Raw genomic sequence first — 24993 nt, 5'->3', positions numbered from 1 at the left:
GTCGGGCATTGTAGGCCAGATCCCCGGCGCGCGGGAGTTCTCGATCCGGGTCCTGGCGCCCTTGAAAGACCCCGGGCCGGCCCCGCCCGGCGTGCCGCTCCGGGGGGTGGGAGCGCGGCACGCCGGGGCATCGCCGCCGGGGGCGGCAGGCCGAGCGGGAGGCTCGGCCTGCCGTGGCACGGTGCACCGGGTCGTCTGGGGGGCGACGATGAGGACCCGGCGCCCCGGCCCTCGGGGCCTTGGAGCGCGGCACCGCCCGGGGGGATGAGGGCGGCACCGCGTCCGGCGACCCTGCCGTTATGGACGCCTCCAGCTTACGCGGGTGTCTCCGCCCCATGAACGATGCGTAATCTTTGCCGGAGCGGAATCCCCGCTCCGGGTTCGCGTCACACTACCGGCGGAGCCGTGGCGGCGGCGTCCGGCGCCGGCGACTTGGTGCCGGAGACCAGCGGCCCGTCGCCGTGGATCAGCGTCATCGCCAGGGCGATCGCCGCCAGCAAGGCCGCGACGACCGCCGGCACCAGGAAGGCGCGCTCGCCATAGAGACCGTGCAGCAGGCCGCCGCTGATCGCCCCGAGCGTCAGGGCGGCCCAGAGCGGCGCCTGGATCCAGAAGGACGGGGAGGGATGGCCCAGCAGCAGGTTGGCGAGGCCGGTGCCGAAGCGCACCACCGCGCCGGTGACGTAGGTGAGCGCCAGGCTGCGGCCCTCCTCGTCCTGCAGGACGGCGTTCTGCATGCCGAGCGCCAGCACGATCGGGTAGGCGTGGAGCGGGAACTCCTCGGGGCCGCGCGGCATGACCAGGCCGACGCAGAGCAGGAGCGCCTGAAGGCCGAGCAGCACCGCGAGCCGCCAGTAGCCGACGGCGGCGGCAATCAGCGTGCCCAGGAAGGCGCCGAAGCAGAACAGCGCGATGGTGCTGCCGACGCGGGTGACGTTGCCCCATTCGCCCAGGCTGACCGCCGCGCCGAGGCGGGTGGTGTTGCCGCTCATGAACGACATGAACAGCTGCGAGAATTCGAGGAACCCGATCGCGTCCGCGCAGCCGGCCAGAGCCGACAGGGCCAGCGCGAACGGAACCCGGGTGTTCGCGGCGGCCGGAAAGGCCTTCGTGTCCTTCTCTGATGCCATTCAGCCTTTCTCCTGTGCTGCCGTCGGGGCAGAAACCGCTCCGATGCAGAACAGGGTGCGAGCGTGACGGTTCCGCTGCAGTGCGTCGGAACACAGCGTCACCCGATGTCGCGGCCGATCGCTGTCGCAAGATGGACGGAGATTTTTCTCAGGCGCGGCGCAGGCCGGGCAGCACGTCGGCAAGAGCGTTGTAGTCGAAAGGCTTGGACCAGGCCGGGATCGCACCGTAATCGGCCGGGATCGCCGCGGTATCGTAGCCGGTGGCGAAGACCACCGGCACGCCGCGTCGGCTCAGCTCGGCGACCAGCGGATAGACGAGCTCGCCCCGCAGGTTGATGTCCAGGACCGCGAGATCGATGGAATGCGACACCATGAGGGTCCGGGCCTCCTGGAGCGTCGGCACCGGGCCGATCACCTCGGCGCCGTGCCGGATCAGCGCCCGCGAGATGTCGTCGGCGATGAAATACTCGTCCTCGACCACGAGAACCCGAAGGGGATCGGGCCTCTCCTGTCCTTTCATCGGCTGATCCTCGCCTTGGCCGGCGCTTCCCGCACGGGCGCCACCCGACCATACACTAGCACGATGCGACGGGTTCCGTCGTGTGAGCAACCTTAAGTTTGTTTATTTCTGAAAACAACTAGAACACGATACTCCTCAGTAGAGCCGCGTCCGGTAGGATTCGTCCATCAGCCGCTCGGCCTCGGCGACGCCGATCGCGCCGGTCTGCTCGGCGAGCACGCGGCCGAGGCTCGGGAAGCTCTCGCGCGGCACCTGGGCCGCGGGGTCCCACAGCCGCGCCCGCATCACCGCCTTGCCGCAATGGAAGAAGACCTCCCGCGCCGTGACGACGAGCCCGGTGGTCGGCACCTTGCCCTGGGCGGCGAGGGGCGCCAGCAGGGCGGGATCGGTGGTGAGGCGGGCGGTGCCGTTGACCCGCAGGGTCTCGGTGAGGCCCGGCACGAGGAAGATCAGGCCGATGCCCGGCGCCGCCAGCAGGTTGCCGAAACTGTCGGCGCGGTTGTTGCCGCGCCGGTCGGGGATCAGCAGGGTGGCGTCGTCGAGCACCTGGACGAAGCCCGGCGCGTCGCCCCGCGGGCTCGCATCGGCGCGTCCCTCCTCGTCGGCGGTGGCGACCACCAGGAACGGCGAGAGCGCGATGAAGGCGCGGGCATGCCGGTCGAGCCGGGGCTGCACCTTGCCCTCGGCGAGGCGGCTGACCGGGCCCATATGGTCGCGCAAGGTGACCGCGTCGCGAATCTCGTCCATGTCGCTGCCTTCCATGTCGCTGCCTTCCCGCCTATCGCCCTCTGCCCGCACGTCGCGCCCTGCCCGCTGCGGCGTCTTGTCCGCGATGCCGGTGACGCCTGCGGCCGCCCTATTTGATGGCGAAGGTGCGGGTTCCGGGCGGTCGACGCAAGCGATGAGAGTTTCCGGCATCACGCCGTCCCGCTTCGGCCTCGCGGTCCTGCTCTGCCTCCTCGGCCAGCCGGCCGCGGCGGGGCTGACATCGAAGGATCTCTCCGGCGTCGGCCTGGCGCCGCCGCCGGGGGCGCGGGCGCCGCTCGACGCCGCCTTCACGGACAGTGCCGACGGCCGGCGCCTGACGCTCGGCGACGTGCTCTCCGGGCGTCCTGCGCTGCTGATGCCCGTCGACTATGCCTGCCGCAACGTCTGCGACCCGATGCTCGCCGTCGCCGGGACGGCGCTCGCCGCGACCGGCCTCGCGCCGGGCACGGATTACCGGCTGGTGACGCTCGGCTTCAATCCGCGCGCGGACGCCGCCACCGCCCGCGCCATGGTGGCGGAGCAGCTCGGCCAGGGGCCGCTCCTCGCCAGCGCCGCGGTGCTCACCGGGTCGCCGGGGCCGGTCGAGGCGGTGACGCAGGCGGTCGGCTACGCCTACGCCTACGACCGGGACACCGATTCCTATGCCCACCCGGCCGGCGCCCTGGTCCTCACCGGCGACGGCCGGGTCGCCCGGGCGCTGTCGCCGCTGGCCATGACCGCCCGCGACCTGCGCCTCGCCCTGGTCGAGGCCGGCGAGGGTCGGATCGGCGGCGTCGGCGACCGGCTGATCCTGCTCTGCTACGGCTACGACCCGCAGACCGGGGTCTATACGCCCCTGATCCGCCGCATCCTCACGGTGTCCGGCCTCGTCACGGTCGCGGGCATCGGGCTCCTGGTGCTGGCCCTGCACCAGCGCTCGCGCGGGGACCATCCGACGTGACGAAGCCGGGGCGGCCCGTCTGGGCGGCGCCGCGCGGGCGGTGCAGAGTGAGACGGTGCCGAAGCGGGTAGCCCCGACGGCCGTGACCGGGACGAGCGCGGAGAACCGAGAGACCGATGGCATCCCCCCTCGTCATCACCGTGGCGCCGAACGGCGCCCGCCGCACCAAGGCCGATCACCCGGCCCTGCCGATCGACCCGCGGGAGATCGGCCTGGACGCCGCCCGCTGCCGCGAGGCCGGCGCCGCGATGATCCACCTGCACGTGCGCGATGCCGAGCAGCGCCATACCCTCGACCTCGACCGTTACCGGGCGGCGCTCGCGGCGGTGCGCCGGGAGGCGGGTCCGGAGATGATCTGCCAGGTCACCACCGAGGCGGTCGGCCTCTACAGACCGGCTGAGCAGATGGCGGCGATGCGGGCGCTCAAGCCCGAGGCGTTCTCGGTCGCGCTCCGCGAGCTCTTCGCCGAACCGGAGGACGAGGGCGCCGCCGCCGCCTTCCTGGCCGAGCAGGCACGGGCGGGGGTCCTGGTGCAGCACATCCTGTACGATGCGGGCGACGTCGCCCGCTTCCAGGGCTTGTCGGCGCGGGGACTGATCCCGCTCGAACGGGCGAGCGTGCTGTTCGTGCTCGGCCGCTACGCGGTCGGCCAGCGCTCGGACCCTGCCGACCTGCTGCCGTTCCTGACCACCTGGAATTCCGAGCACCACCTGGACCTGCCCTGGGCGCTCTGCGCCTTCGGGCCGCGGGAGGCGGCTTGCCTGATCGCCGCGGCGGCGCTCGGCGGGCATGCCCGGGTCGGGTTCGAGAACAACCTCTGGCGGCCGGATGGCAGCCTGGCGCCGGACAACGCCGCGCAGGTCGCCAGCCTCGCGGCGCTCGCCCGCGCGATCGGGATCGCCGTCGCGACGCCGGCCCAGGCGCGGGCTCTGTTCGCCGGGGAGGCGTGAGGCCTACTGGCTGACCGCGGCGGCCGGTTCGGGAAGCGCAGCGGCGGTCTGGGGCACCGGCGGCGCGGGTTTGCGCATGACGAAGTGACGGAACTCGACCGGGCGGCGCGGCGGCAGCGGGACCTTGGGGCCGGCCTCGGGCTCGGCCGGCACGGCGGCCGGATCCAGGGAGGCGACCGCGGTCGCCGCGGCCGATGGGGCGGCCGGGGCGGGAGCCGCCGCGGCGAGGCTGACCGTCTGGCCTGAGGTCGGGAACGGCAGGGTGGCGGCGCCGTCCGCATAGGCGAGGGCCGGACCGGCGGACGGGGCGGCGTGGAACGCCAGGGAGGCCGGGCGGACCGGCGGCAGCGGCACGGTGACGACCGGATCGGCGGCGGCCTGGGCCGACGCCTGCGCGGCGGCCTCTTGCGCCTGGATCTGCGCGGCGGCCGGCTGGTATGCCGCAAGGGTTTGCGGGGCGCCGGGCGGCGGAAGCTGAACTGGCGGCGCCGCTGCGGGCTGGGCGACGGCGCTCGACAGGGCGGCGACCGACGGATCGGCGGAGGCGGTCGTGGCGGCGGCCGTCTGGCGGCTGCCGAAGACGCTGCCGAGGAACCTGTTGAGCGGGTTGGTGGGCAGCTCCCGGACCGGCGGCGCCTCGAGCTCCGCCACGTCGGTGCGGATGCCGGCCCGCTTGGCGGCGTAGTAGTAGCCGCGGGCGTAGTAGCTGTAGGCCTGGGCCTCGTTGCCATGCGCGGTCTTGTAGGCGCCGGCCAGATAGGCGACGCCGTAGGTCAGGTTGACCTTGGCGTCGAGCAGGCCGGAGGCCGGGCCGCTATAGCCCAGCGCCCGGGCGGTGCCGTGCTTGATCTGCATCAGCCCCAGGGCCCCGCCGCGGCCGACCGCGCGGGGATTGTAGCCGCTCTCCCGTTTCACCACCCGGTGGATGAAGCTCGCCGGGACGCCGTTGGCCTTGGCATGCGCCTCGATCAGCGCGTCGATGTTGTCGCGGGCAGGGCTCACCTGCGCCGTGGCCGGGAGCGGCGCCGCGACGGCGACGGCGATGAGGAGGCGCTTGCGCATGCAGGACCTGCTGGAGGGAGCCGGTGCGTGGCCGCACCGACGGGGAGGCCCATCCTGCTCCGGTTCAAATGCGGCGGGAAAGAGACTTGGCCGTTCCGGACCCGGACTTGGCCGTTAACTCAGCCGTGAGATCCCCCGGTTTCGCAGTGCGGTGTGGCGGCCCGGACACAACGGCAAAGCTTTTTCGGGCTCGCCGATGGGGTCGCGACGTCCGGCGATTCGGCTGATTCGCCTCAGCGCCGCCCGCCGCCCCCGCCGAACCCGCCGGGTCCCTCGCCGCCCGGCCGGCCGAACCCGCCGGGACCACCGACGCCGCCCTGACCGCCGAACCCTCCGGGCCCGCCGAAGCCGCCCGGGCCGCCGAAGCCGCCTTGCCCGCCCGGACCGCCGAAACGGCCCGTCCCCTCCGCTGCCGGCAGCCGCGGGTCGATCTCGCCGCGGCCCTGACCGCCGAACGGTCCTTCTCCGCCCGGGCCGAAGGACCGGTTCGACGGACCCGGCCCTCCGCCCGGGCCGCCCGGCGGTCCATCCCGGCCCCCGTGACCCTGCCCGTTGTGACTTGGCCCGTTGTGACTCGGCCCGTTGTGACTTGGCCCGTTGTGACTTGGCCCGTTGTGACTTGGCCCGTTCCGTCCCGGCCCGTTCTGTCCCGGGCCGTTCCGGCCGCCGCCGCCCGGGCCGCCCTGCCCGCTTGTCCCGTCGCGTCCGGCCGGGTCGGGCTTGAGCCGCACGCCGTCGAGGTCGAGCCGGCCCCCGCGGCCGGCGCGGCCGTCGAGGATCGCGAGCCCGCCGCCGGCCGGCACGAGCCCGCCCCGGCCGGACACCGCGTAGCCGGCGCCGGTGCGTAAGCCCCCGCCCTCGCGGGTCACGTAGGCCTCGATCGACAGGCGCCGCACCTCCGCGCCGAACGGCTCGGCCGCCGCCGTCGCCCGCGCCACGGCGAGCCGGGCACCGGCGAGGTTCCCTTCCGCCACCGCCCGCCCGCCGGCGAGCGCCGGGTCGAGGCCGGCCAGCGGCAGGTTGCCGATCCGCAGGGCGCCGCCGGGCCCGCGCCTCACCGGGCCGGCGACGAGGTCCGGGCCGGGACCGGCCGGATCGATCCGGCTCGCCGCGATGCTCCCGTCGGGCCGGCGCAGGCCGCTCACCGCGACCCGCTCGCCGACACGCGGCCGCGGCATCTCGGGCGGCAGCCCGGCGGTGGCGACCGACTGGCCCAGCACCGTCAGCCGGTCCGCCTCCACGCGCTGCACCGGGCCGACCACCTCGTGGATCACCGCGATGCCGGCGGTGGACAGCCCGCCCTCCCCCGGCAGCGCCAGCGTACGGACCACCTGGCCGACCCGCAGGTCCTCGACGCGGGCCGGGCGGCCATCGACCGTCACCGGCACGTCGGCCGGGTAGGCGATGCGCAGGTCGTTGACGATGATGCTGCCGAAGCCCCGGATGGTGCCGACGACGCCGGTGCCGCCGATGCCGCGGTCGCCCTCGTCGTCGGGCCCGGGCCGGATGCCGGTGCCGCCGATCCCCTGATCGAGGATCTTGTCGCCGGCCGCACCGGCGGGGTCCGCGACCGCGAGCCAGCCCGCGCCGGAGAGGAGGCGCAGCAGGCCGCGCCGGGTGACGGATGGGGCACGTCGCACGGGCGGCTCCCTCACGCCTTGGGCCCGGGTCGGCGCGTGGCTTCGGGCCCGGCCTGCGGCGCCTCCTCGGCATAGATGTAGATGCCAAAATTCCAGCGCGCGTCTCCGCCCGGATCGGTCTCGCAGGCCGCGTGCGCCTCGCGGTTGGCCTGCTGCAGCGCCTCCATGGCGATCTCCCGCGCCCGCCCCTCGAGCCGCCGCGCCAGCTCGGGCGACAGCCCGTCATAATGCACGGCGCGCTCGAAGAAACGCGGCTTCTCCTCCAGGATGTTGGTGACCGCGGCGGCGATGTGGTCGTGGAGGTTGCGGCCGAAATAGTAGAGCTGCTGGCTGCCGCCGCCGCTCGGCACGAAGGCGGCCTCGGCGAGCACGATGCGCTCCTCGGCGTCGAGGGTCACGAGGCCGCGGTCGAGCCACTCGTCGAGCACCGCCCGCGGGCGCAGGTCCCGGGTCACCGAGGCGACCAGGCTCTCGAACGATGGACCGGTCTCGGCCGCCCGCTTCAGGGGCTTGGGCCGGCCATCGGCCTCGGTGAAGTCGGGCGCGGCGACCCAGCGGGCGATGATGCGGCTGGTGCGCGAGACCGCCGCCGGCACCGCGCTCACCGGCGCGCCGGCGCCGCGCAGGCGGCGCACCTCCTTGCGGTGGATGCCGGTGAGCAGGCTCACCCGGCTGTCGGTCTGGTCCTTGCCGGGCAGCGCGAAGTCGTACTCGGCGACGTTCACGTAGAGCTCGCGCAAGAGGTCGGTCAGCGCCGGGAAGGTGATCCCGCTGCGCACGAACAGGCGCACCAGCGGGCGCAGCAGGCGGGCCAGCGGGGCCTGCAGGGCGCCCGCATCGGGGGCCAGTCTCGGGGTCGGCTCTGACATCACGATCGTTGTAGCCGAGACGCCGTGGGACACAATCCCACGACAGCCGGTCGCCCCGCGTTTTCCGGTTGACGTGGGAATTTTGCCCACATAGAGAATTGGACGTGGTCAGATTTCCCACGCCGTCAGCCGCCACAGGAACCCCGATGGCCCACCCGCTTCCCCTCCTCTGTCCCTCCGCCGAGCCGCTCCGGCTCCAGACCGTCGCGCGGCGCCGGCTCCCGTCGCGGCTGCCCGTGGCGATGCTGGTGCGCGGACTCGCGGTGATCGCGGGGCTGGGGATGCCGGTGGCGGCGGCGACCCTGGCCGACCTCGCTCACCCCGCCCCGGCGGTGTCCCCCGTCCGCTGACCCAGGAGTTCGTCCCATGCTCGAGGCCCTGCGCAGCGGCCGCCCCCACCCCGCTCCCCTCGGGCGGGCCTTCCCGGCCCCGGAGATCGACGAGGACCGCCCCGCCCTCCGCTCCCGGCGCGACCCGTCTGATGGCGGCGAGGCGCTGGTCGTCGCCGCCCTCTGCCTCGTCATCGGCGGTGCGATCCTGCTGGTCGCCCTCCAGGCGATCTGCATCGTCCAGAACCTCTGATCCGGTTCGGACCGCCGGCGCGACACCGGCCGAGACCTGACAGCCCGGACGGTCCGCCGCCCCGGCTCACCCCCGAAGACAACCAACGGCATCCACGATGACCAGAACGACCGAAGCGCCCGGCCTTGCCGGTGCGCTCGCCCTGACGGCCGCCCTCCTCACAGGTGTCGTGGCGGCGCCCGCCTCCGCCGCCGACCTGCCGCGCCGCGTCGCCCCGCCGCCGGCCTTCACCCCCGTCCCGGTCTTCACCTGGACCGGGTTCTATGCCGGCGTGAATGCGGGCGCCGGCTTCGGCGGCGGGGGCGGCACCTTCACGGATGCCACCTACGGCACGGTGAGCCCGGGCAGCCGCGACGCCGCCTTCGTGGGCGGCGGCCAGATCGGCTACAATTACCAGTTCACGCCGGGTTCCGGCTTCGTGCTCGGCGCCGAGGCCGACATCCAGGGCACCACCTTCGGGCGGGCCCGGAGCGGGCTCGTCGGCACCACCACGTTCACCGATATCGGCCCGACCCTCGACTGGTTCGGCACGGTGCGCGGCCGGATCGGCTACGCTTTCGACCGCTTCCTGGTCTACGGCACCGGCGGCTTCGCCTATGGCGGCGGCGGCATGCCGGCCAACGCCTCGACTTACACCGGCACCCTGCCCGGAAGCTTCCGCACCGGCTGGACCGCCGGCGGCGGCGTCGAATACGCCATCACCGAGCGCCTGAGCGCCCGGATCGAGGCGCTCTACGTCAGCCTGGAGCGCAACGGCGGCAGCGGCGGCCTCGTCTACGACACCGCCACCAGCGCCTATTACGGTCTCGGCAAGCCCAAGGCGGAGTTCGGCGTGGTGCGTGCCGGCCTGAACTACCGGTTCTCGACGGACTGATCATCGCCCCCAGCATCAGGACGTTCGAGAGGACCGGAGGCGGGCGACCGCCTCCGGTCCACGTGCTTTCCCATCGCCATGGATCCTGAAGCGCAAGGGCTCCCGGTCATCGGCGAAGGTCCTCGTCGTGGTCCGAACGCCCCAGCGCGTCACCCTTTCGCGTCACCCTTTCGCGTCGATCAGCTGCGCCAGGCGGCGCAAGGCCAGCCCGTAGCCCTGCGTGCCCAGGCCCGCGATCACCCCGTCGGCGCGCAGCGAGACGTAGGAGTGATGGCGGAAGGCCTCGCGCTTGTGGACGTTCGAGATGTGCACCTCGATCACCGGCGCGTCGAAGGCGTTGAGCGCGTCGAGGATCGCCACCGAGGTGTGGGTGAAGGCGGCCGGGTTGATGACGAGGCCGCCGGCGGTCTCGCGCGCCTCGTGGATCCAGTCGATGATCTCGTATTCGCGGTTCGACTGGTGGAAGCGGATCTCCAGGCCCAGCTCGCCGGCGAGCGCCCGGCAGGAGGCCTCGACGTCGGCCAGCGTCTCGCTGCCGTAGATGTGCGGCTGGCGCTTGCCGAGCAGGTTCAGGTTCGGGCCGTTCAGCACGTAGACGAGGCGGCTCGGTGCAGGGCTCATGGCGGGACTCCGTGGCGCGGGGGCGAGACACCGCTTTAGGCGCCGCTCCGCCGGCCCGCGTCAACCGTCCCGCCAGAGCCGGACGGCATCGCCACGATAGGCGAACGGCATTGGCCGGCGGGCCCCTGCCGCGGCGATGATCCCGGACAGACAGCGGGGCGTCCCGTCCCGCCTCCCGACAAGAGGATCCGTCCGATGCGCAGCCTTCTCCTCGCCGGTGCCGTGCTCGCCGCCGTCTCGACCAGTCCCGCCCAGGCCTGGACCCAGTCCCTCCTGCATCCCGACGGCCAGGGAGCGGCCGTCGTGACCACGATGCCCACCCTCCCGCGCTACAGCGGCACCGACACCCCTCGTCGCGCGGCACCGCGGCGGGTTCCGTCCGTGCAGACCGGCGTGACCGCGCCGGCGCGGCCCTCCGACCCGCCGGCCTGGCCGTCCTGCCCGTGGTGCTGACGGGCCGCCACGTTTCCGACACGCTCCCGCGGTGGTAGCCTCGCGCCCGTCCCCGATGCCGGGGCCTTCGGTTCGCGGCCTCGCACCCCGCGGAGGGCGACGATGGAGATGCACCAGGTCCGCTACTTCCTGGCCCTGTGCGAGGAGCACAACTTCACCCGCGCGGCCCAGGCCTGCAACGTCACCCAGCCCTCGCTCACCCGGGCGATCCACTTCCTGGAGGAGGAATTGGGCGGCGCCCTGTTCCACCGCGAGCGGACCGGCACGCAGCTCTCCGAGCTCGGCCGCACCGTGCGGCCCTACCTGGAGGAGGTCTACGCGAAGGCGCAAGCCGCGCAGGCCGAGGCCCGGGCCTTCGGCCGCCAGCGCCGCACCCGCCTCACCCTCGGGGTGATGTGCACGATCCAGCCCGACGCCCTGGTCGGGCTGATCGGCGGTCTCCAGGCGCGGCACCCGGGCCTCGAGCTCGACATCGTCGATGCCAGCGCCGGGGCCCTGGAGGAGCGTCTGCTGGCGGGGGCGCTGGAGGTCGCGCTCTACTGCCTGCCGGGCCGGGAGCCCGACCCGCGGCTCCACCACCTCGCCCTGTTCCGCGAGCCAATGGTGATCGCGGTGGCCGCCGGGCACCCGCTCGCCGCCCTGGAGGCGGTCAGCCCGCGGGATCTCAGCGGCCAGCACTACGTCCACCGGCTCAACTGCGAGTTCCGCGGCGTCGCCGGCCCGATCTGGGAGGCGCAGGGCTGCACCGATTGCGAGACCATCTACCGGAGCGAGCGCGACGACTGGATCCTGGCGATGATCGCGGCGGGGCTCGGCTTCGGCTTCATGCCGCGCTCCTGCGCGGTCCATCCGGGCGTGGTCGCCCGTCCGCTGGTCGAGCCGGAATTCTGGCGCGAGGTCAACCTCGTCACCGTCCGCGGCCGGCCGCACGCCCCGGCGGTCGGGGCGCTCCTGCGCGAGGCGATGCGCACGGAGTGGTTCGGCGCCCCGGCCCTCGCGACCGAGCGCGAGCGGGCGCGCGGCGGCGAGGCGTGAGCCCTGTCCTTCCGCCTTGTCGCCCTGCCCTGCTTGGCGCCGCCGGCCGGGTCGGTGGCATCCTCACCCCCGGGCTCCGGCGCGTCGCGCCCCTGCGGGGTCGGGCGCGGCCAGCTGATCGCGTCCTCGTCGATGCCCGGCGGGTGGGCCTTGGTGGGGTCATGGGAGGCTCCCCGGGAGACGGTCCCCCGGGGAACACCCCGCGACTAGAGCATTTTCCGACGAAGTGGGCACCGGTTCGTCGCAGAAAATGCGGCAAAATCAAAGAACTAGAGCAGCGCCCGATTGCAACGTGATCGGGCGCTGCTCTAACCGGATTCGCGCCGGGCATCCCGGGCGCGATCCTTCAGCGCTTGCGGTAATACTGGTCGATGCTCACCGCCCCGAGCAGCACCAGCCCCTTGATGACCTGCTGGTAGTCGATGCCGATGCCGAGGATCGACATGCCGTTGTTCATCACGCCCATGATCAGCGCGCCGACCACCGCGCCCGTCACCTTGCCGACGCCGCCCGAGGCCGAAGCGCCGCCGATGAAGCAGGCGGCGATCACGTCGAGCTCGAAGCCGAGGCCGGCCTTCGGGGTCGCGGTGTTGAGGCGGGCGGCGAAGATCAGGCCGGCGAGGGCGGCGAGCACGCCCATGTTGACGAAGGTCAGGAAGGTCAGGCGCTCGGTGTTGATGCCCGAGAGCTTCGCCGCCTTCTCGTTGCCGCCGAGCGCGTAGACCCGCCGGCCGATCACCGTGCGGGTGGTGACGAAGCGGTAGAGCAGGATCAGCGCGAACATCACGATCAGGACGTTCGGCAGGCCCCGGTAGGTGGCGAGCCAGGTGCTGAAGGCGACGATGACCGCGGCGACGAGCGCGTTCTTGAGCGCGAAGGCCCCCATCGGCTCGGGCGTGAAGCCCTGGCGCTGCTGGCCGAGGCGCCGGCGCAGGTTCGAGCCGACGAGGATCACGGCGAGCGCGACGCCGACGAGGACCGAGGTGATCCGCAGCGAGCCGCCGGTGACCACGTCCGGGATGAAGCCGGAGCTGAGCTTCTGGAAGTCGGGCGGGAACGGGCCGACCGACTGGCCGGCGAGCAGCGCCAGGGTCAGGCCCTTGAACACCAGCATGCCGGCGAGCGTGACGATGAAGGACGGGATGCGCAGATACGCGACCCACCACCCCTGCGCCGCGCCGATGACCCCGCCGGCGACGAGGCACAGGACCGTCGCGAGCAGCGGATGCAGGCCCATCTGCACCATCAGCACCGCGGCGAGCGCGCCGATGAAGCCCGCGGTCGAGCCGACCGACAGATCGATATGCCCGGCCACGATGACGAGCAGCATCCCCAGCGCCATCACCACGATGTAGCTGTTCTGCAGCACTAGGTTGGTGAGGTTGAGCGGGCGCAGGAGCGCCCCGTCGGTGAAGAACTGGAAGAAGAACACGATGCCGACGAGGCACAGGATCATGCCGTAATCGCGCAGCGAGCCGGCGAAGGCTTTGGCATTCAAGCCGGCCAAGGGCGAAGGGCGCGGGGCCTGGAGGGGAGTGGCGGTGTCGCTCATTGTCGTTAATGTCCTCCCGAGGTGACGATGGCCCGCATGATCGCCTCCTGCGAGGCCTCAGCGGCGGGAAGCTCGCCGACGATGCGGCCCCGGTTCATGACGAGGATGCGGTCGCACATCCCGAGCAGCTCAGGCATCTCCGAGGAAATGATCAGCACGCCTTTCCCTTGGCCGGCGAGGTCGTTGATGATCGCATAGATCTCGTACTTGGCGCCCACATCGATGCCGCGGGTCGGCTCGTCGAGGATCAGCACGTCCGGGTCGGCGAAGAGCCACTTGCTCAAGACGACCTTCTGCTGGTTGCCGCCCGACAAGTTCACCGTGGCCTGGTCGATGCCGGACGAGCGGATGCGCAGGCGCTCGCGGTAGCGCTCGGCGACCATGCGCTCCCGGTCCTCGTCGATCACGCCCTTCGCCGAGACGCCGGGGAGATTGGCGAGCGAGACGTTGGTGCGGATGTCCTCGTGCAGGACGAGGCCGTAACCCTTGCGGTCCTCCGTCGCGTAGGCGAGGCCCGCGGCGATCGCCGTCTCGACGGTGCCGAGATCGGCGGGCTCCCCCCGCAGCCGCGCCTCGCCGGCGACGCGCTGGCCGTAGGCGCCGCCGAACAGGCTCATGGCGAACTCGGTCCGCCCGGCGCCGAGCAGGCCCGCCATGCCGACGACCTCGCCGCGGCGCACGGTGAGGCTCACATCCTCCACCGCGAGCCGGTCGGGATGGAGCGGGTGGCGCACGCTCCATCCCGTCACCTCAAGGAGCGGCTCGCCGATCGCGACGCCCTCCCGCGGCGGGTAGCGGTGGGCGAGGTCGCGCCCGACCATGCCCTTGATGATCCGGTCCTCGTTCAAGCGGCCGTCCGGCCCCAGCATCGCCTCCCGCGGCAGCGTCTCGACGCTGGCGCCGTCGCGCAGGATCGTGACGCTGTCGGCGACCCGGGCGACCTCGTTGAGCTTGTGCGAGATCAGGATCGAGGTGATGCCCTGCTCGCGAAACGTCTCCAGCAGGGTGAGCAGGGCGTCGCTGTCGCTCTCGTTGAGCGAGGCGGTCGGCTCGTCGAGGATGAGGAGCCGCACCCGCTTCGACAACGCCTTGGCGATCTCGACCAGCTGCTGCTTGCCGACGCCGAGATCCGTCACCAGGGTCTCGGGCGCCTCGTCGAGGCCGACCCGGGCGAGGAGGTCGCGGGTGCGCCTCATCACGACCGGCCAGTCGATCACGCCGAGGCGCGAGGCCGCCTCGTTGCCGAGGAAGATGTTCTCGGCGATCGACAGGAGCGGCACCAGGGCGAGTTCCTGGTGGATGATGATGATGCCGAGCGCCTCGCTGTCCGGGATGCCGGAAAAGCGCCGCTCCTGCCCGTCGAACAGGATGCTGCCGTCGTAGGAGCCGGCGGGGTAGACCCCGCTCAGCACCTTCATCAGGGTCGACTTCCCGGCCCCGTTCTCGCCGCAGACGGCGTGGATCTCGCCGGCGCGGACGGCGAGATTGACGTTGTCGAGCGCCTTCACGCCCGGGAACGCCTTGGTGATGCCGCGCATCTCCAGGATCGGGGATGCTGCCGGCACCGCGCGCGGGGCCGGGGACGCCGCCATCACTTGACCTGCTGGGCCTTGTAGTAGCCGCTGTCGATCACCGCCTTCTGCCAGTTGTCCTTGTCGACCGCGACCGGCTTCAACAGGTAGGACGGCACCACCTTGACGCCGTTGTTGTAGGTCTTGGTGTCGTTGACCGGGACCTGGCCGCCGGTCGAGATGGCGTCGACCATGTCGCTCGTGACCTTGGCGAGCTCGCGGGTGTCCTTGAACACCGTCATGCTCTGCTCGCCCCGCACGATCGACTTGATCGAGGGCAGCTCGGCGTCCTGGCCGGTGATGACCGGCAGGGGCTGGTCGGACGCGCCGTAGCCGACGCCCTTCAGCGACGAGATGATGCCGATCGAGATGCCGTCATAGGGCGACAGGACCGCGTCGAGGCGCTTGTTGCCGTAGAAGGCGGAGAGCAGGTTGTCCATCCGCGCCTGGGCCGCCGCGCCGTCCCAGCGCAGGGTCGAGACCTTCTCCATCCCGAGCTGCTTGCTCGGCACGGTCAATTTGCCGGAATCGATGTAGGGCTTCAGCACCGACATCGCGCCGTCGTAGAAGAAATAGGCGTTGTTGTCGTCGGGCGAGCCGCCGAACAGCTCGATGGTGAACGGCCCCTTGCCGTCCTTCAGGCCGAGCTTGTCGACGATGTAGCTGCCCTGGAGCACGCCGACCTGGAAGTTGTCGAAGGTGGCGTAGTAATCGACGTTCTTCGAGCCGCGGATGAGGCGGTCGTAGGCGATGACCTTGATGCCGCGGTCGCTCGCCTGCTGCAGCACGTCGGACAGGGTGGTGCCGTCGATCGCCGCGATCACCAGCACCTTGGCGCCGGTGGTGATCATGTTCTCAATCTGCGACAGCTGGTTCGGGATCTCGTCCTCGGCATATTGCAGGTCCGGGGTGTAACCCTTGTCCTTGAGCGCCTGGACCAGGCCCTGGCCGTCGGCGATCCAGCGCGCCGACGACTTCGTCGGCATCGCGATCCCGACCTTACCTTTCTGCGGGGCTTGGCCTTTCTGCTGGGCAAGTGCCGGAGAGGCGAGCATCGCGGCGGCCACCAGGGCCCCGCCGATGACGGCGGCGAGAGACTTCATGTTTCCTCCGGGAGAACCCGCATCTTGGTCGCGCGGGGCTGATCGGGACTCGTGAAGCAAGGGCGGGCCGGCGCGTCCGCCGGCCCCGACGGTTACACCCAGCCGCCGTCGACGACGTAGTGCTGGTTGGTGCAGGCGCCGGCCTCCTCCGAGGCGAGGAAGACGGCGAAGCGGGCGACGTCCGCCGGCACCAGCTTGCGCTTGAGGCACTGGCGGGCGTTGATCTCGGCGTCGGATTCCGGCGTCACCCAGAGGGCAAGCTGGCGCTCGGTCATGATCCAGCCCGGCGCCAGCGCGTTCACGCGGATGCCGTAGGGCCCGAAATCCCGGGCGAGCGAGCGGGTCAGCCCGATCACCCCCGACTTGCAGGCGGTGTAGGCGGCCATGCCGCCCTGCCCGATCATCCACGAGACCGAGCCGAAATTCACGATCGCGCCGGCGCCCTTCGCCTTCATGTCCGGCAGGACCGCCTGGGCCGCGAAGAACTGGTGCTTGAGGTTCACCGCGATGCGGCCATCCCAATAGGCTTCCGTCACCTCCTCGGTGGCGTGGCGCTCGTCATGGGCGGCGTTGTTCATCAGCACCTCGACCGGCCCGAAGCGCTCGCGCACCCGGCCGATCGCGGATTTCAGCGCCGGAATGTCGGTGACGTCCGCATGCTCGAAGGCGACCGCGAGGCCTTGCGCCTCCAGCTCGGAAGCCAGCGCCCGCGAGGGCTCGTCCGCGATGTCCAGGAAGCCGACCTGCGCCTTCTGCCGCGCGAAGTGCCGGACCAGCTCCGCCCCGATGCCGGAGCCGCCGCCCGTCACGACCACGACCTTGCCCGCAAGGTCCGGATAGATTGCCGCCAACGCTTCCTCCCTCGAAGCCCGTCGGATCGCTCGACGCACCGAAAATCATTTAATATGACTATTTCGATGGCCCGGCCCTTATCGCGGAATCCTGACCCGTGGGCAAGAGGCGAGAAGCGACGGGAGGACGCGACCTTGGATGAAATCGGCGCCGCAACCGTGCCACGGCGCAGCCCGGGCCACGCCCGGGTGGCGCGGGCGCTCGGCACCGGCATCGTCGCCGGGCGCTACCGGGAGGGCGACGTGCTGCCGGGCGAGCCGGTCCTGCTCTCCGCTTTCGGAGTGTCGCGCACGGTCCTGCGCGAGGCGATCAAGACCCTGTCTGGCAAGGGCCTGGTGGAGGCCCGCACCCGGGTCGGCACGCGGGTGCGCGAGCGGTCGGCCTGGAACCTGTTCGACCGCGACGTGCTCGCCTGGACCATCGAGGCCGGGATCGACGCGCGCTTCCTGAGCGAGCTCGCCGAGATCCGCCTCGCCATCGAGCCGGCGGCGGCGGCACTCGCCGCCGCGCGCCGGAGCAAGGCCGACCTCGACACCCTGGATGCCTGCGTCGTCGCGATGCGCGAGGCAAAGGGCCTCGATCCGGCCTTCGCCCGGGCCGACCTCGCCTTCCACCTCGCCCTGGCGGACGCCTCCGGCAACCTGTTCATGCACTCGGTCGGCGCCGTGACCGAGGCGGCGCTGGACGTGCTGTTCCATCTCAGCCGGCCGACCGACCCGCAGGCGCACGACGTCGCCTGGCGCACCCATGCGGCGATCGCGGCGGCGATCCGCGCCGGCGACGCCGCGGCGGCAGCCCGGGCGACCGAGGCCGCGGTGCGCGACGGCCTGAAGAACAGCGCCACGGCGGTGGAGAGAGCGCCGAAACCGCCTTATCCTAAGGTCAGCGCGCCCTGCGCGCGAAGGAGCCCGGCGCGAAGGAGCCCGCAATGAGCGACACTGCCCCTGCCCTGGACCCCGTCCCGGTCGGCACGATGCCGGATGGCTGCCCGATCCTGGAAGCCCGGCTGGAGGGTGACGGGCTCGCGGTGGCGGTGCTGAGCCTCGGGGCGGTGCTGCGCCGGCTCGACGTCCACGGCCGCCCGATGGTGCTCGGGCGCGACGATCCCCAGGACTACGTGGCCAGGACCCCGCAATGCGGCGCCATCGTCGGGCGCTTCGCCAACCGCATCGCCGGCGGCCGCTTCACCCTCGACGGCACGACCTACGCGCTGCCCCGCAACGAGGCCGGCCGCACCCACCTGCATGGCGGTTCTCAGGGCTTCTCGCGCCGCAAATGGCGCTTCGCCCAGGTGGGAGAGCGCAGCCTGACGCTCGCCTACCGCGCGGCGGACGGCGAGGAGGGCTATCCGGGCGCGCTCGACGTCGCCTGCACCTACGCCATCACCGGCCCCGGCACCCTGCGCATCACCCTGACGGCGACGACGGACGCGCCGACCCTCGTCAACCTGACCAACCACAGCTACTTCAACCTGCTGCTGCCGCAAGCGGGCTTCCCCGCCCCGACGATCGACGACCACGTGATCGAGATCCCGGCCGAGTCCTACCTGCCGGTCGACGAGGGCCAGATCCCGACCGGTGCGATCGCCCCGGTCGCCGGCACGCGCTTCGACCTGCGCCGGCCGACGCGCATCGGCGCCGAGGCCTTCGACCACGCCTTCGTGCTCGGGCGCGAGACGGCGCCCGAGCCCCGTCCCGTCGGCCGGGTCACGGCGGCGGGCAGCGACGTGGCGCTGACGGTGCTGGCCACCGCGCCGGCGGTGCAGTTCTACGACGGCACGCACCTTGCCAAAGCGGGCCTCGGCTATGCGGCCCGCTCCGCCTTCTGCCTCGAACCCGAGGCCTATCCCGACGCGCCGAACCACCCGGGCTTCCCGAGCGCGGTCGTGCGCCCGGGCGAGACCTACCGTCAGATCATCGAATACCGCTTCACGAAGGAGACCGCGCGATGAGCGGCTGGGCCGGCATCTTCTGCGACCGCCCCTGCATCCTCGGCGAGGGGCCGGCGGCGCATCCCGGCCTCGGCCGGCTGTACTGGCTCGACATCCTCGGCAAGCACCTGTGCGAGCGGCCATTCGACGGCGGCAGCACCACGCGGCACGACCTGCCCGTGATGGCCTCGGTGGTGGCGCGGGTCGACGACCGCACGCAGCTGCTCGGCGCCGAGGACGGCCTGTATCTCCGCGACATCGGATCCGGCCGGCTGCGGCTGCTGACGCCGCTCGAGGCTGACCGGCCGGAGACCCGCTCCAACGACGGGCGGGTCCACCCCTGCGGGGCCCTGTGGCTCGGCACGATGGGCAAGCACGCGGAGACGGGGGTCGGGTCGATCTACTGGTTCTTCCGCGGCGAGGTCCGGACCCTGTTCACGGGCATTACGATCCCGAACGCCATCGCGTTCTCGGCCGACGGCACCAGCGCGACCTTCGCCGATTCGGAGGCCGGCACGATCTGGCGCATCGCCACCGACCCGGAGACCGGCCTGCCGGTCGGCGAGCGCCGGGTCTTCGTCCAGATCCCGGCCTCCGAGGGCGCACCGGACGGCGCGGTGATCGACGATGAGGGCCTGCTCTGGAACGCCCGCTGGGGCGGCGCCAGCCTCGACGCCTACGCCCCCGACGGCACCCGGGTGCGCAGCATCGCCATGCCGGCCCGCCAGGTGACCTGCCCGGCCTTCATCGGCGAGGGCGCCGACACCCTGGTGGTCACCTCGGCGACGGAAGGTCTCGATCCGGACCGGACCGACGACCGCTTCGCCGGGCGGACCTTTTCGGTTCCGGTGAAGGTGAAGGGGCGGTTCGAGCCGGTGGTGCGGATCGTGTGAGGTCGGACCAGGCGGCTTGACCAGTCCCGAACGTTGTCTCCGCCGCTGCATGCAGCCAAAGCCAGCCAAGCGTCGCGTGCAGCGGATCAGGTCTTCAGCCGCCGATCATGGTGGCGGCATGCGCGCGCGTCGCGACGGCGAAGCAAGCGGCTATTTCCCGAAGTCCAAGCTCTCGTCACCGATGAGACCGGCGCGGTCCTGATCCTGTCATCGACGTCGAAGGCGGATCCAAGCACCGGCTCCGACTCTCGTCGCCGAGAGCGGAGCTATTCAGGGTCGGCGTGAAACACCGTATACGCCTCCACGGGCTCCCGCTCCGCCCGCAAGCCGTTCACCGGCTCCTCGGGATCGGCGGATCCGAGCGCCATCCCGCACACCACGATCTCGCTCCCCGGAATGCCGAGCTGCTCCCGCACCACCGCCGGATAGCTCGCGATCGCCGCCTGCGGGCAGGTGTCGAGGCCGCGGCCGCGGGCGGCGAGCATCAGGGTCTGGAGGAACATGCCGTAATCGAGCCAGCTGCCCTGCTCCATGTCGCGGTCGATGGTGAAGACGAGGCCGACGGGAGCGCCGAAGAACGTGAAGTTGCGGCCCATCTGGCGCTTGGCCCCCTCCCGGTCGCCCTTCCCGATGCCGGCGAGCCCGTAGAGCTGCCAGCCGAGCGCCCGGCGCCGGCCGAGATACGGTTCGCGCCAGGTCACCGGATAATACGCGTAGTCCCGCGCCTCCGGCATATCGCTCTCATGCGCGGCCGTGAGGGCGTCGGTGAGGCGCCGGAGAGCGTGGCCCGTGACGACGTGGGCCCTCCAGGGCTGGATGTTGCTGCCGCTCGGCGCCCGGCCGGCGAGCGCGATCAGCTCGCGGACCGTCGCCTGCGGCACCGGATCGGGCCGGAAGCCCCGGACGCTGCGCCGGCTGATGATCGCCGCGTCGACCGCGTTGCGCTCCGTCATGGTCGTCTCCCCTGTCAGGCCTTCGGCCCGGCCGATCCGGTGGATTGAGTGTCTCTCACAAAACTCCCGCTCACCGTCGTCGCTCACTGTGGCGGCGTCGGCGCAGCGGGAGTTTTGCGAGGTGGATTAAACCGCTCGTCCGTTCGTTCCCCGTGGCCTCTGGCCCGCCACGTGCTAAGCGCGACGGTGAGGAACGCGCGTGAAGAAGGAATTTTCGTGATGCTGTCGCGCAGATCGCTGGCAGGCCTCGTTGGAACAGGCCTCTTCGGGGCCGGCACCGCGGCGGCGGGGGCGGCCGCCTCCGCGCTCGTGACCCCGGCCCGGGCGCAGGACGCCTCCGAGAGCGCCTTCGACCGGATTCGCCGGACGAAGAAGCTGCGCACCGCGGCGGTGGCGGGCGGCGCGCCCTATTACCAGAAGGACATTGCCAGCGGGCAGTGGCGCGGCTTCTACGTCGACATGGCGAAGGCCCTCGCGGCCGAGCTCGAGGCGGAGCTGGAACTGTCCGAGACCACCTGGGGCAATGCGGTGCTCGACCTCCAGGCCAACAAGATCGACCTGTTTTTCGGCCTCAACCCGACCCCGAAGCGGGCGCTGGTGGTCGATTTCTCCGTGCCGGTGTTCAGCAACGCCTTTACGGTGATCGCCAAGAAGGGGTTTGCTCCGAAGACCTGGGCCGAGCTGAACAGCCCCGACGTCAAGCTCGCGGTCGATGTCGGGTCCTCGCATGACGCCGTCGTGACCCGGCTCTGCCCGAAGGCCCAGGTCGTGCGCTTCAAGTCCGCCGACGAGGCGACGCTGGCGCTCTCGACCGGCCGGGTCGACGCGCAGTGCCTGATTCTGATGCTGGCGATGACCGTGCTGAAGAAGAACGCGGCGCTGGGGCAATTGGTGGTGCCGAACCCGGTCTTCGCCACCACCTCGAATGCCGGCTTCCGGCGCGAGCGCGACAAGACCCTGCGCGACTTCGTCAACACCTGGATCGACTACAACAAGGGTCTCGGCTTCATCCGCCAGACCATCGTGTCGAACATGGAGCTGGTGGGCGTGACCGAGGCCGACATGCCGGCCGGCGTCTCGCTGTGAGCCGGCAGGGTCGCGGAGCGGCCGGAAGCCTGAAGCGGCGCGGGGTGGCCCGCCAGGGTTAGGTCTGGACATGTACACGTGGGATTTCGGCTCGCTCTGGACCTATCGCTGGCTGTTCGTCCAGGGGCTCGGCGTCACGGTGGCCTTCACGGTTGCGATCGTGGTGATCGGGCTCCTGGTCGGCCTCGCGGCCGGTCTCGCCAAGCTGTCGCACCTGGCGCCCCTGCGCTGGCTCAGCAACGCCTATATCGAGGTCTTTCGCTGCACCCCGCTCCTGGTGCAGCTGGTGTGGTTCTACTACGCCCTGCCCATCCTCGCCGGGATCGAGATCTCGGCGGTCGGCGCCTCGGTGCTGGCGCTGTCGCTCTATGGCGGCTCGTTCTACGCCGAGATCATCCGCGGCGGCATCGTGTCGATCGACCGCGGCCAGGGCGAGGCGGCGGCGGCCCTGGGCATGACCCCGGCCCAAAGCCTGCGCCGGATCATCTTGCCCCAGGCGCTCAAGCGCATGGTGCCGCCGCTGATGAACCAGTCGATCATCCAGTTCAAGAACACCTCGCTCGTCTCGGTGCTGGCGGTGCCGGACCTGCTCTACCAGGGCCAGGTCGCGGCCCATGACAGCTACCGGCCGCTGGAGATCTACACGCTCGTGGCTGTCCTGTACTTCGCGGCGCTGTATCCCCTCACCTGGATCGTGCGCCGGGGCGAGCGGCGCCTCGCCACCAGCGATTGAGGCTCAACGCATGGCAGGGACCTCACCTCCGAAGATCGCGATCACGCATCTCGCCAAGAGCTTCGGCGCTCATGTGGTGCTCAAGGACGTATCGCTCGCCGTGCCGGCGGGCGGGGTGGTGGCGCTGATCGGGCCGTCGGGCTCCGGCAAGTCGACGTTGCTCCGCTGCATCAACCTCCTGGTGGTGCCGGATTCGGGCGAGGTCCGGGTCGGGGCCGACGCGTTCCGGTTCGGACCCGGCACCAGGCTGCCAGGGACGAAGGCCCTGGCGCGGTTCCGCGCCAATACCGGCATGGTGTTCCAGCACTTCAACCTGTTCCCGCACCTCACCGCCCTCCAGAACGTCATGGAGGGGCCGGTCACCGTGCAGCGCTTGGCCAGGCCCGAGGCCGAGGCGCGGGCCCGCGCGCTGCTGGCCAAGGTCGGCCTCGCCGACAAGGCGGAGCAGTATCCGAGCCGCCTGTCGGGCGGGCAGAAGCAGCGCGTCGCCATCGCGCGGGCGCTCGCCATGGAGCCCGAGGTGATGCTGTTCGACGAGGCGACCTCGGCCCTCGATCCGGAACTCGTCGGCGAGGTGCTGGGGGTGATGCGGGCGCTCGCCGCCGACGGGATGACCATGGTGATCGTCACCCACGAGATCGCCTTCGCCCGCGAGGTCGCCGACCGGGTGGTCTTCCTGCGCGACGGCGTGGTGGTCGAGGAAGGCCCGGCCCGCGCCCTGATCGACGCGCCGCAGCACCCCGACACCCAGGCCTTCCTGGCCCATTTCCACCGTCGCGGCGAGGTGCCGGCGGCATGAGCGTCCTCACGCGCGTCATCCTGGTGACGGGGGCAGGCAGCGGCATCGGCCGGGCCACGGCTCTCGGCCTTGCCGCCCCCGGCCACGGCCTGGTGCTGCAGAGCGGCCGCAACGCGGCGGGGCTCGACGCGGTGGCGGAGGCGGCCCGCTCCCAGGGTGCCACCGTCGCGACCTGGCTCGGCGACCTTGCCGACCCGGAAACCGGCCCGCGCGGCGTCGCGCTCGCCTCGGAGACCTTCGGGCGCCTCGACGCCGTGGTGGCCGCCGCCGGCAAGGCGCAAAGGGGCGGCGCCCTCGCGCTCGATCCGGCCAGCCTCGCGGCGGCGCTCGCCCTCTCGGCCGAGTCGTTCCTGCGCCTTGCGCAAGCCGCCGCACCGCTGCTGCGGGCGGGCACGGCACCGAGAGTCGTCGCGGTGTCGTCCTACGTCGCCCATCTCTACCGGGCCGATCTCGGCCTGTTCTCGGCCTCCTCCGCCGGCCGGGCCGCCCTGGAGGCCCTGGTGCGGAGCCTTGCCCGCGAGCTCGCCCCGGACGGCATCACCGTCAACGCCGTGGCACCGGGCCTGACCCGCAAGGACCCGGGCCGCGCCGGGGCGCTCTCAGTTGAGGCGATCGCGGCCCTCGAATCCGCCATCCCCCTTGGGCGGCGGGCCGATCCGGCGGAGATCGCCGCCGTCATCGCCTTCCTCGCCTCCCCGGCCGCCTCCTACGTCACCGGCCAGGTCATGCACGTCGACGGAGGGCTCACGTGAGCCGCATCCCCCTCACCGATTCGCTCGTCATCGCGCATCTGCGCGTCGTCCTGATCGAGAGCCCGATCAGGATGGCCCGCCGCCAGGGCGTCGGCGACGTCAAGGGCACGGTCAAGCGGGTGCTCCTGCGCCTGACCACCCGGGAGGGGATCGTCGGCTGGGGCGAGGCGGCCCCCTGGGAGGTGTTCACCGGCACCGCCGAGGGCGCCTTCTCGGCCCTCGACACCTATCTGCGCCCGCTGATCCTCGGCCGCTCGGCGCGTGGCGTCCGGGCGCTCGCCGCCGATCTCGACCGGGCGCTCACCGGCCATACCGACGCCAAGGCGGCAGTCGAGATGGCGCTGCTCGACATCCTGGGCCACGCGTCGGGGCTCCCGGTGGCCGAGCTGCTGGGCGGCCGGGTGCGGGACCGGATCCCGCTGTCGTTCTCGATCGCCGATCCGGATTTCGACGCCGACCTCGCCCGCATGCACGCCATGACGGCGGGGGGCCACCGCCTGTTCAAGGTGAAGACCGGGGTGAAGTCCCATGCCGAGGATCTCGCCCATCTCGAAGCGATGCGGGCGGCCTTCGGCGAGGGCATCGATCTCCGGGTCGATTACAACCAGGCGCTGGCGCCGTTCGGGGCGTTGCGGACCTTGCGCGACATCGAGGCCTTCCGGCCGACCTTCATCGAGCAGCCGGTGGCGCGCCGCCATCTCGACGCGATGGCGGAGCTCACCGCGGCCCTCGACACCCCGATCCTGGCCGACGAGAGCTGCTTCGATGCCGCGGACGCCCTGGAGGTGGTCCGGCGCCGGGCCGCGGACGCGGTCTCGGTCAAGCTGATGAAGTGCGGCGGGATGCTGAAGGCGCAAGCGCTGATGGCGATCGCCGAGACCGCGGGCCTGCCGGGCTACGGCGGCACCCTGTGGGAGGGCGGCATCGCGCTCGCCGCCGGCACCCAGCTCATCGCCGCCACCCCCGGCATCTCGCTCGGCTGCGAGTTCTACATGCCCCACCACGTGCTGACGGAGGACGTGCTGGAGGCGCGGGTGCCGGTCGAGGCGGGCGAGGTGGTGGTGCCGCGGGGCCCCGGGCTCGGGATCGCGGTGAGCGAGGCGGCGATCCGGGAGAATGCGCGGGTGCTGGCGGACACACACTGATCGCCAGTATTGACCTTTCAGGCTCGCGCTCCCTGTCAGTATTTTTCCTAAAATCGGAAGTTTTTCAGCCGGCCCCTTGACGGCGGCCGGCTGGTTAGCCATGTATTAATTATTGCTCGAACAGAGCTGCAAGACACCAAAATAAAAATAAACTTGCCGTAATCCAAAATATCATTGCCC

27 protein-coding genes are annotated in these 24993 nt (G+C 71.8%); 15 read left to right on the top strand and 12 right to left on the bottom strand.

The genetic code is table 11. The features are described from left to right. Positions 1-386 precede the first annotated feature (386 nt). The 3 genes from DA075_RS02940 to DA075_RS02930 all read right to left on the bottom strand — a co-directional run bounded on the left by DA075_RS02940 (position 387) and on the right by DA075_RS02930 (position 2397). Entirely contained in the window at positions 387-1130 is a 744-nt protein-coding gene (locus tag DA075_RS02940; protein WP_099951936.1) for a YoaK family protein, read from the bottom strand. Positions 1131-1278: 148 nt separating this feature from the next. Continuing rightward, positions 1279-1650, bottom strand: coding sequence for a response regulator (locus DA075_RS02935; RefSeq protein ID WP_099951935.1), 372 nt, complete (start codon positions 1648-1650; stop codon positions 1279-1281). Positions 1651-1785: 135 nt separating this feature from the next. Next, the gene (locus tag DA075_RS02930; RefSeq protein ID WP_174800047.1) at positions 1786-2397 is read right to left on the bottom strand and encodes a pyridoxamine 5'-phosphate oxidase family protein; all 612 of its coding nucleotides are present in this window, start codon (positions 2395-2397) and stop codon (positions 1786-1788) included. Between the two features lie 154 nt (positions 2398-2551). On the opposite strand from DA075_RS02930, the gene DA075_RS02925 reads away from it, so the two are divergent. Beyond that, positions 2552-3358: a thioredoxin domain-containing protein gene (locus tag DA075_RS02925; RefSeq protein ID WP_099951933.1), complete on the top strand. Its 807-nt coding sequence runs from the start codon at positions 2552-2554 to the stop codon at positions 3356-3358. Between the two features lie 116 nt (positions 3359-3474). Then, the gene (locus DA075_RS02920) at positions 3475-4308 is read left to right on the top strand and encodes a beta-keto acid cleavage family enzyme (RefSeq protein ID WP_099951932.1); all 834 of its coding nucleotides are present in this window, start codon (positions 3475-3477) and stop codon (positions 4306-4308) included. Between the two features lie 3 nt (positions 4309-4311). Here DA075_RS02920 and DA075_RS02915 read toward each other — a convergent pair whose 3' ends face one another. The 3 genes from DA075_RS02915 to DA075_RS02905 form a co-directional block, all read right to left on the bottom strand. Then, positions 4312-5370 carry a lytic transglycosylase domain-containing protein gene (locus DA075_RS02915; protein WP_099951931.1) on the bottom strand — a complete coding sequence of 353 codons (1059 nt, stop codon included), beginning with the start codon at positions 5368-5370 and terminating at the stop codon, positions 4312-4314. Between the two features lie 233 nt (positions 5371-5603). Further along, positions 5604-7010 (bottom strand): DUF5666 domain-containing protein, encoded by a 1407-nt coding sequence (locus tag DA075_RS36360; protein ID WP_099951930.1) that lies wholly within the window; start codon positions 7008-7010, stop codon positions 5604-5606. An 11-nt stretch (positions 7011-7021) separates the two neighbouring features. Further along, on the bottom strand, positions 7022-7879 hold the full coding sequence (locus DA075_RS02905; protein WP_099951929.1) for a DUF6502 family protein: 858 nt from the start codon (positions 7877-7879) through the stop codon (positions 7022-7024). A 146-nt stretch (positions 7880-8025) separates the two neighbouring features. Here DA075_RS02905 and DA075_RS02900 point away from each other — a divergent pair, with 146 nt between their 5' ends. From DA075_RS02900 to DA075_RS02890, 3 genes are all read left to right on the top strand, one after another. Continuing rightward, complete coding sequence (locus DA075_RS02900) at positions 8026-8229, top strand: hypothetical protein (RefSeq protein ID WP_099951928.1); 204 nt, start codon at positions 8026-8028, stop codon at positions 8227-8229. 16 nt (positions 8230-8245) lie between these two features. Then, positions 8246-8461: a hypothetical protein gene (locus DA075_RS02895; protein WP_099951927.1), complete on the top strand. Its 216-nt coding sequence runs from the start codon at positions 8246-8248 to the stop codon at positions 8459-8461. 97 nt (positions 8462-8558) lie between these two features. Then, positions 8559-9335, top strand: coding sequence for an outer membrane protein (locus tag DA075_RS02890; protein WP_099951926.1), 777 nt, complete (start codon positions 8559-8561; stop codon positions 9333-9335). Between the two features lie 162 nt (positions 9336-9497). Here DA075_RS02890 and aroQ read toward each other — a convergent pair whose 3' ends face one another. Continuing rightward, on the bottom strand, positions 9498-9956 hold the full coding sequence (gene aroQ / locus DA075_RS02885; protein WP_099951925.1) for a type II 3-dehydroquinate dehydratase: 459 nt from the start codon (positions 9954-9956) through the stop codon (positions 9498-9500). 195 nt (positions 9957-10151) lie between these two features. On the opposite strand from aroQ, the gene DA075_RS02880 reads away from it, so the two are divergent. Together DA075_RS02880 and DA075_RS02875 are read left to right on the top strand one after the other, a co-directional pair. Further along, entirely contained in the window at positions 10152-10409 is a 258-nt protein-coding gene (locus tag DA075_RS02880) for a hypothetical protein (protein WP_099951924.1), read from the top strand. Between the two features lie 102 nt (positions 10410-10511). Then, the gene (locus DA075_RS02875) at positions 10512-11444 is read left to right on the top strand and encodes a LysR family transcriptional regulator (RefSeq protein WP_099951923.1); all 933 of its coding nucleotides are present in this window, start codon (positions 10512-10514) and stop codon (positions 11442-11444) included. A 346-nt stretch (positions 11445-11790) separates the two neighbouring features. On the opposite strand, the gene mmsB is transcribed toward DA075_RS02875, so the two are convergent. The 4 genes from mmsB to DA075_RS02855 all read right to left on the bottom strand — a co-directional run bounded on the left by mmsB (position 11791) and on the right by DA075_RS02855 (position 16521). Then, a complete protein-coding gene (mmsB, locus tag DA075_RS02870) occupies positions 11791-12996 on the bottom strand; it encodes a multiple monosaccharide ABC transporter permease (protein ID WP_099951922.1) in 1206 nt (401 codons plus the stop codon). 5 nt (positions 12997-13001) lie between these two features. Then, entirely contained in the window at positions 13002-14588 is a 1587-nt protein-coding gene (gene mmsA / locus DA075_RS02865; RefSeq protein ID WP_099951921.1) for a multiple monosaccharide ABC transporter ATP-binding protein, read from the bottom strand. Then, entirely contained in the window at positions 14588-15670 is a 1083-nt protein-coding gene (gene chvE, locus DA075_RS02860; RefSeq protein ID WP_099951920.1) for a multiple monosaccharide ABC transporter substrate-binding protein, read from the bottom strand. The genes mmsA and chvE overlap by 1 nt, the downstream gene beginning before the upstream one ends. 92 nt (positions 15671-15762) lie before the next feature. Beyond that, positions 15763-16521 carry an SDR family NAD(P)-dependent oxidoreductase gene (locus DA075_RS02855; RefSeq protein WP_099951919.1) on the bottom strand — a complete coding sequence of 253 codons (759 nt, stop codon included), beginning with the start codon at positions 16519-16521 and terminating at the stop codon, positions 15763-15765. A 159-nt stretch (positions 16522-16680) separates the two neighbouring features. On the opposite strand from DA075_RS02855, the gene DA075_RS02850 reads away from it, so the two are divergent. Genes DA075_RS02850 through DA075_RS02840 form a run of 3 tightly spaced genes read left to right on the top strand, consistent with a single transcriptional unit; the run spans position 16681 to position 19345 of the window. Next, positions 16681-17454 carry a FadR/GntR family transcriptional regulator gene (locus DA075_RS02850; protein WP_244936492.1) on the top strand — a complete coding sequence of 258 codons (774 nt, stop codon included), beginning with the start codon at positions 16681-16683 and terminating at the stop codon, positions 17452-17454. Further along, positions 17451-18473, top strand: a complete 1023-nt coding sequence (locus DA075_RS02845; protein ID WP_099951917.1) for an aldose epimerase family protein — start codon at positions 17451-17453, stop codon at positions 18471-18473. The genes DA075_RS02850 and DA075_RS02845 overlap by 4 nt, the downstream gene beginning before the upstream one ends. Then, entirely contained in the window at positions 18470-19345 is an 876-nt protein-coding gene (locus DA075_RS02840) for an SMP-30/gluconolactonase/LRE family protein (protein WP_099951916.1), read from the top strand. Before DA075_RS02845 ends, DA075_RS02840 begins: the two co-directional genes overlap by 4 nt. A gap of 266 nt (positions 19346-19611) precedes the next feature. On the opposite strand, the gene DA075_RS02835 is transcribed toward DA075_RS02840, so the two are convergent. Further along, complete coding sequence (locus tag DA075_RS02835) at positions 19612-20298, bottom strand: nitroreductase (protein ID WP_099951915.1); 687 nt, start codon at positions 20296-20298, stop codon at positions 19612-19614. A 219-nt stretch (positions 20299-20517) separates the two neighbouring features. Between DA075_RS02835 and DA075_RS02830 the strand changes: the two genes are divergently transcribed. The 5 genes from DA075_RS02830 (at position 20518) to DA075_RS02810 (ending at position 24813) form a co-directional block, all read left to right on the top strand. Beyond that, positions 20518-21384, top strand: a complete 867-nt coding sequence (locus DA075_RS02830) for a transporter substrate-binding domain-containing protein (protein ID WP_099951914.1) — start codon at positions 20518-20520, stop codon at positions 21382-21384. A gap of 70 nt (positions 21385-21454) precedes the next feature. Further along, positions 21455-22117 carry an amino acid ABC transporter permease gene (locus DA075_RS02825; protein ID WP_099951913.1) on the top strand — a complete coding sequence of 221 codons (663 nt, stop codon included), beginning with the start codon at positions 21455-21457 and terminating at the stop codon, positions 22115-22117. A gap of 10 nt (positions 22118-22127) precedes the next feature. Further along, complete coding sequence (locus DA075_RS02820; protein ID WP_099951912.1) at positions 22128-22916, top strand: amino acid ABC transporter ATP-binding protein; 789 nt, start codon at positions 22128-22130, stop codon at positions 22914-22916. Continuing rightward, positions 22913-23668, top strand: a complete 756-nt coding sequence (locus DA075_RS02815) for an SDR family NAD(P)-dependent oxidoreductase (protein WP_099951911.1) — start codon at positions 22913-22915, stop codon at positions 23666-23668. Before DA075_RS02820 ends, DA075_RS02815 begins: the two co-directional genes overlap by 4 nt. A 71-nt stretch (positions 23669-23739) precedes the next feature. Further along, positions 23740-24813 carry an enolase C-terminal domain-like protein gene (locus DA075_RS02810; RefSeq protein ID WP_099956362.1) on the top strand — a complete coding sequence of 358 codons (1074 nt, stop codon included), beginning with the start codon at positions 23740-23742 and terminating at the stop codon, positions 24811-24813. Positions 24814-24993: the final 180 nt, after the last annotated feature.

Source organism: Methylobacterium currus (assembly GCF_003058325.1).
Lineage (GTDB): Bacteria > Pseudomonadota > Alphaproteobacteria > Rhizobiales > Beijerinckiaceae > Methylobacterium > Methylobacterium currus.
The sequence above is the reverse complement of the archived record's forward strand: the minus strand, read 5'-3'. Positions and strand labels throughout refer to the sequence as shown.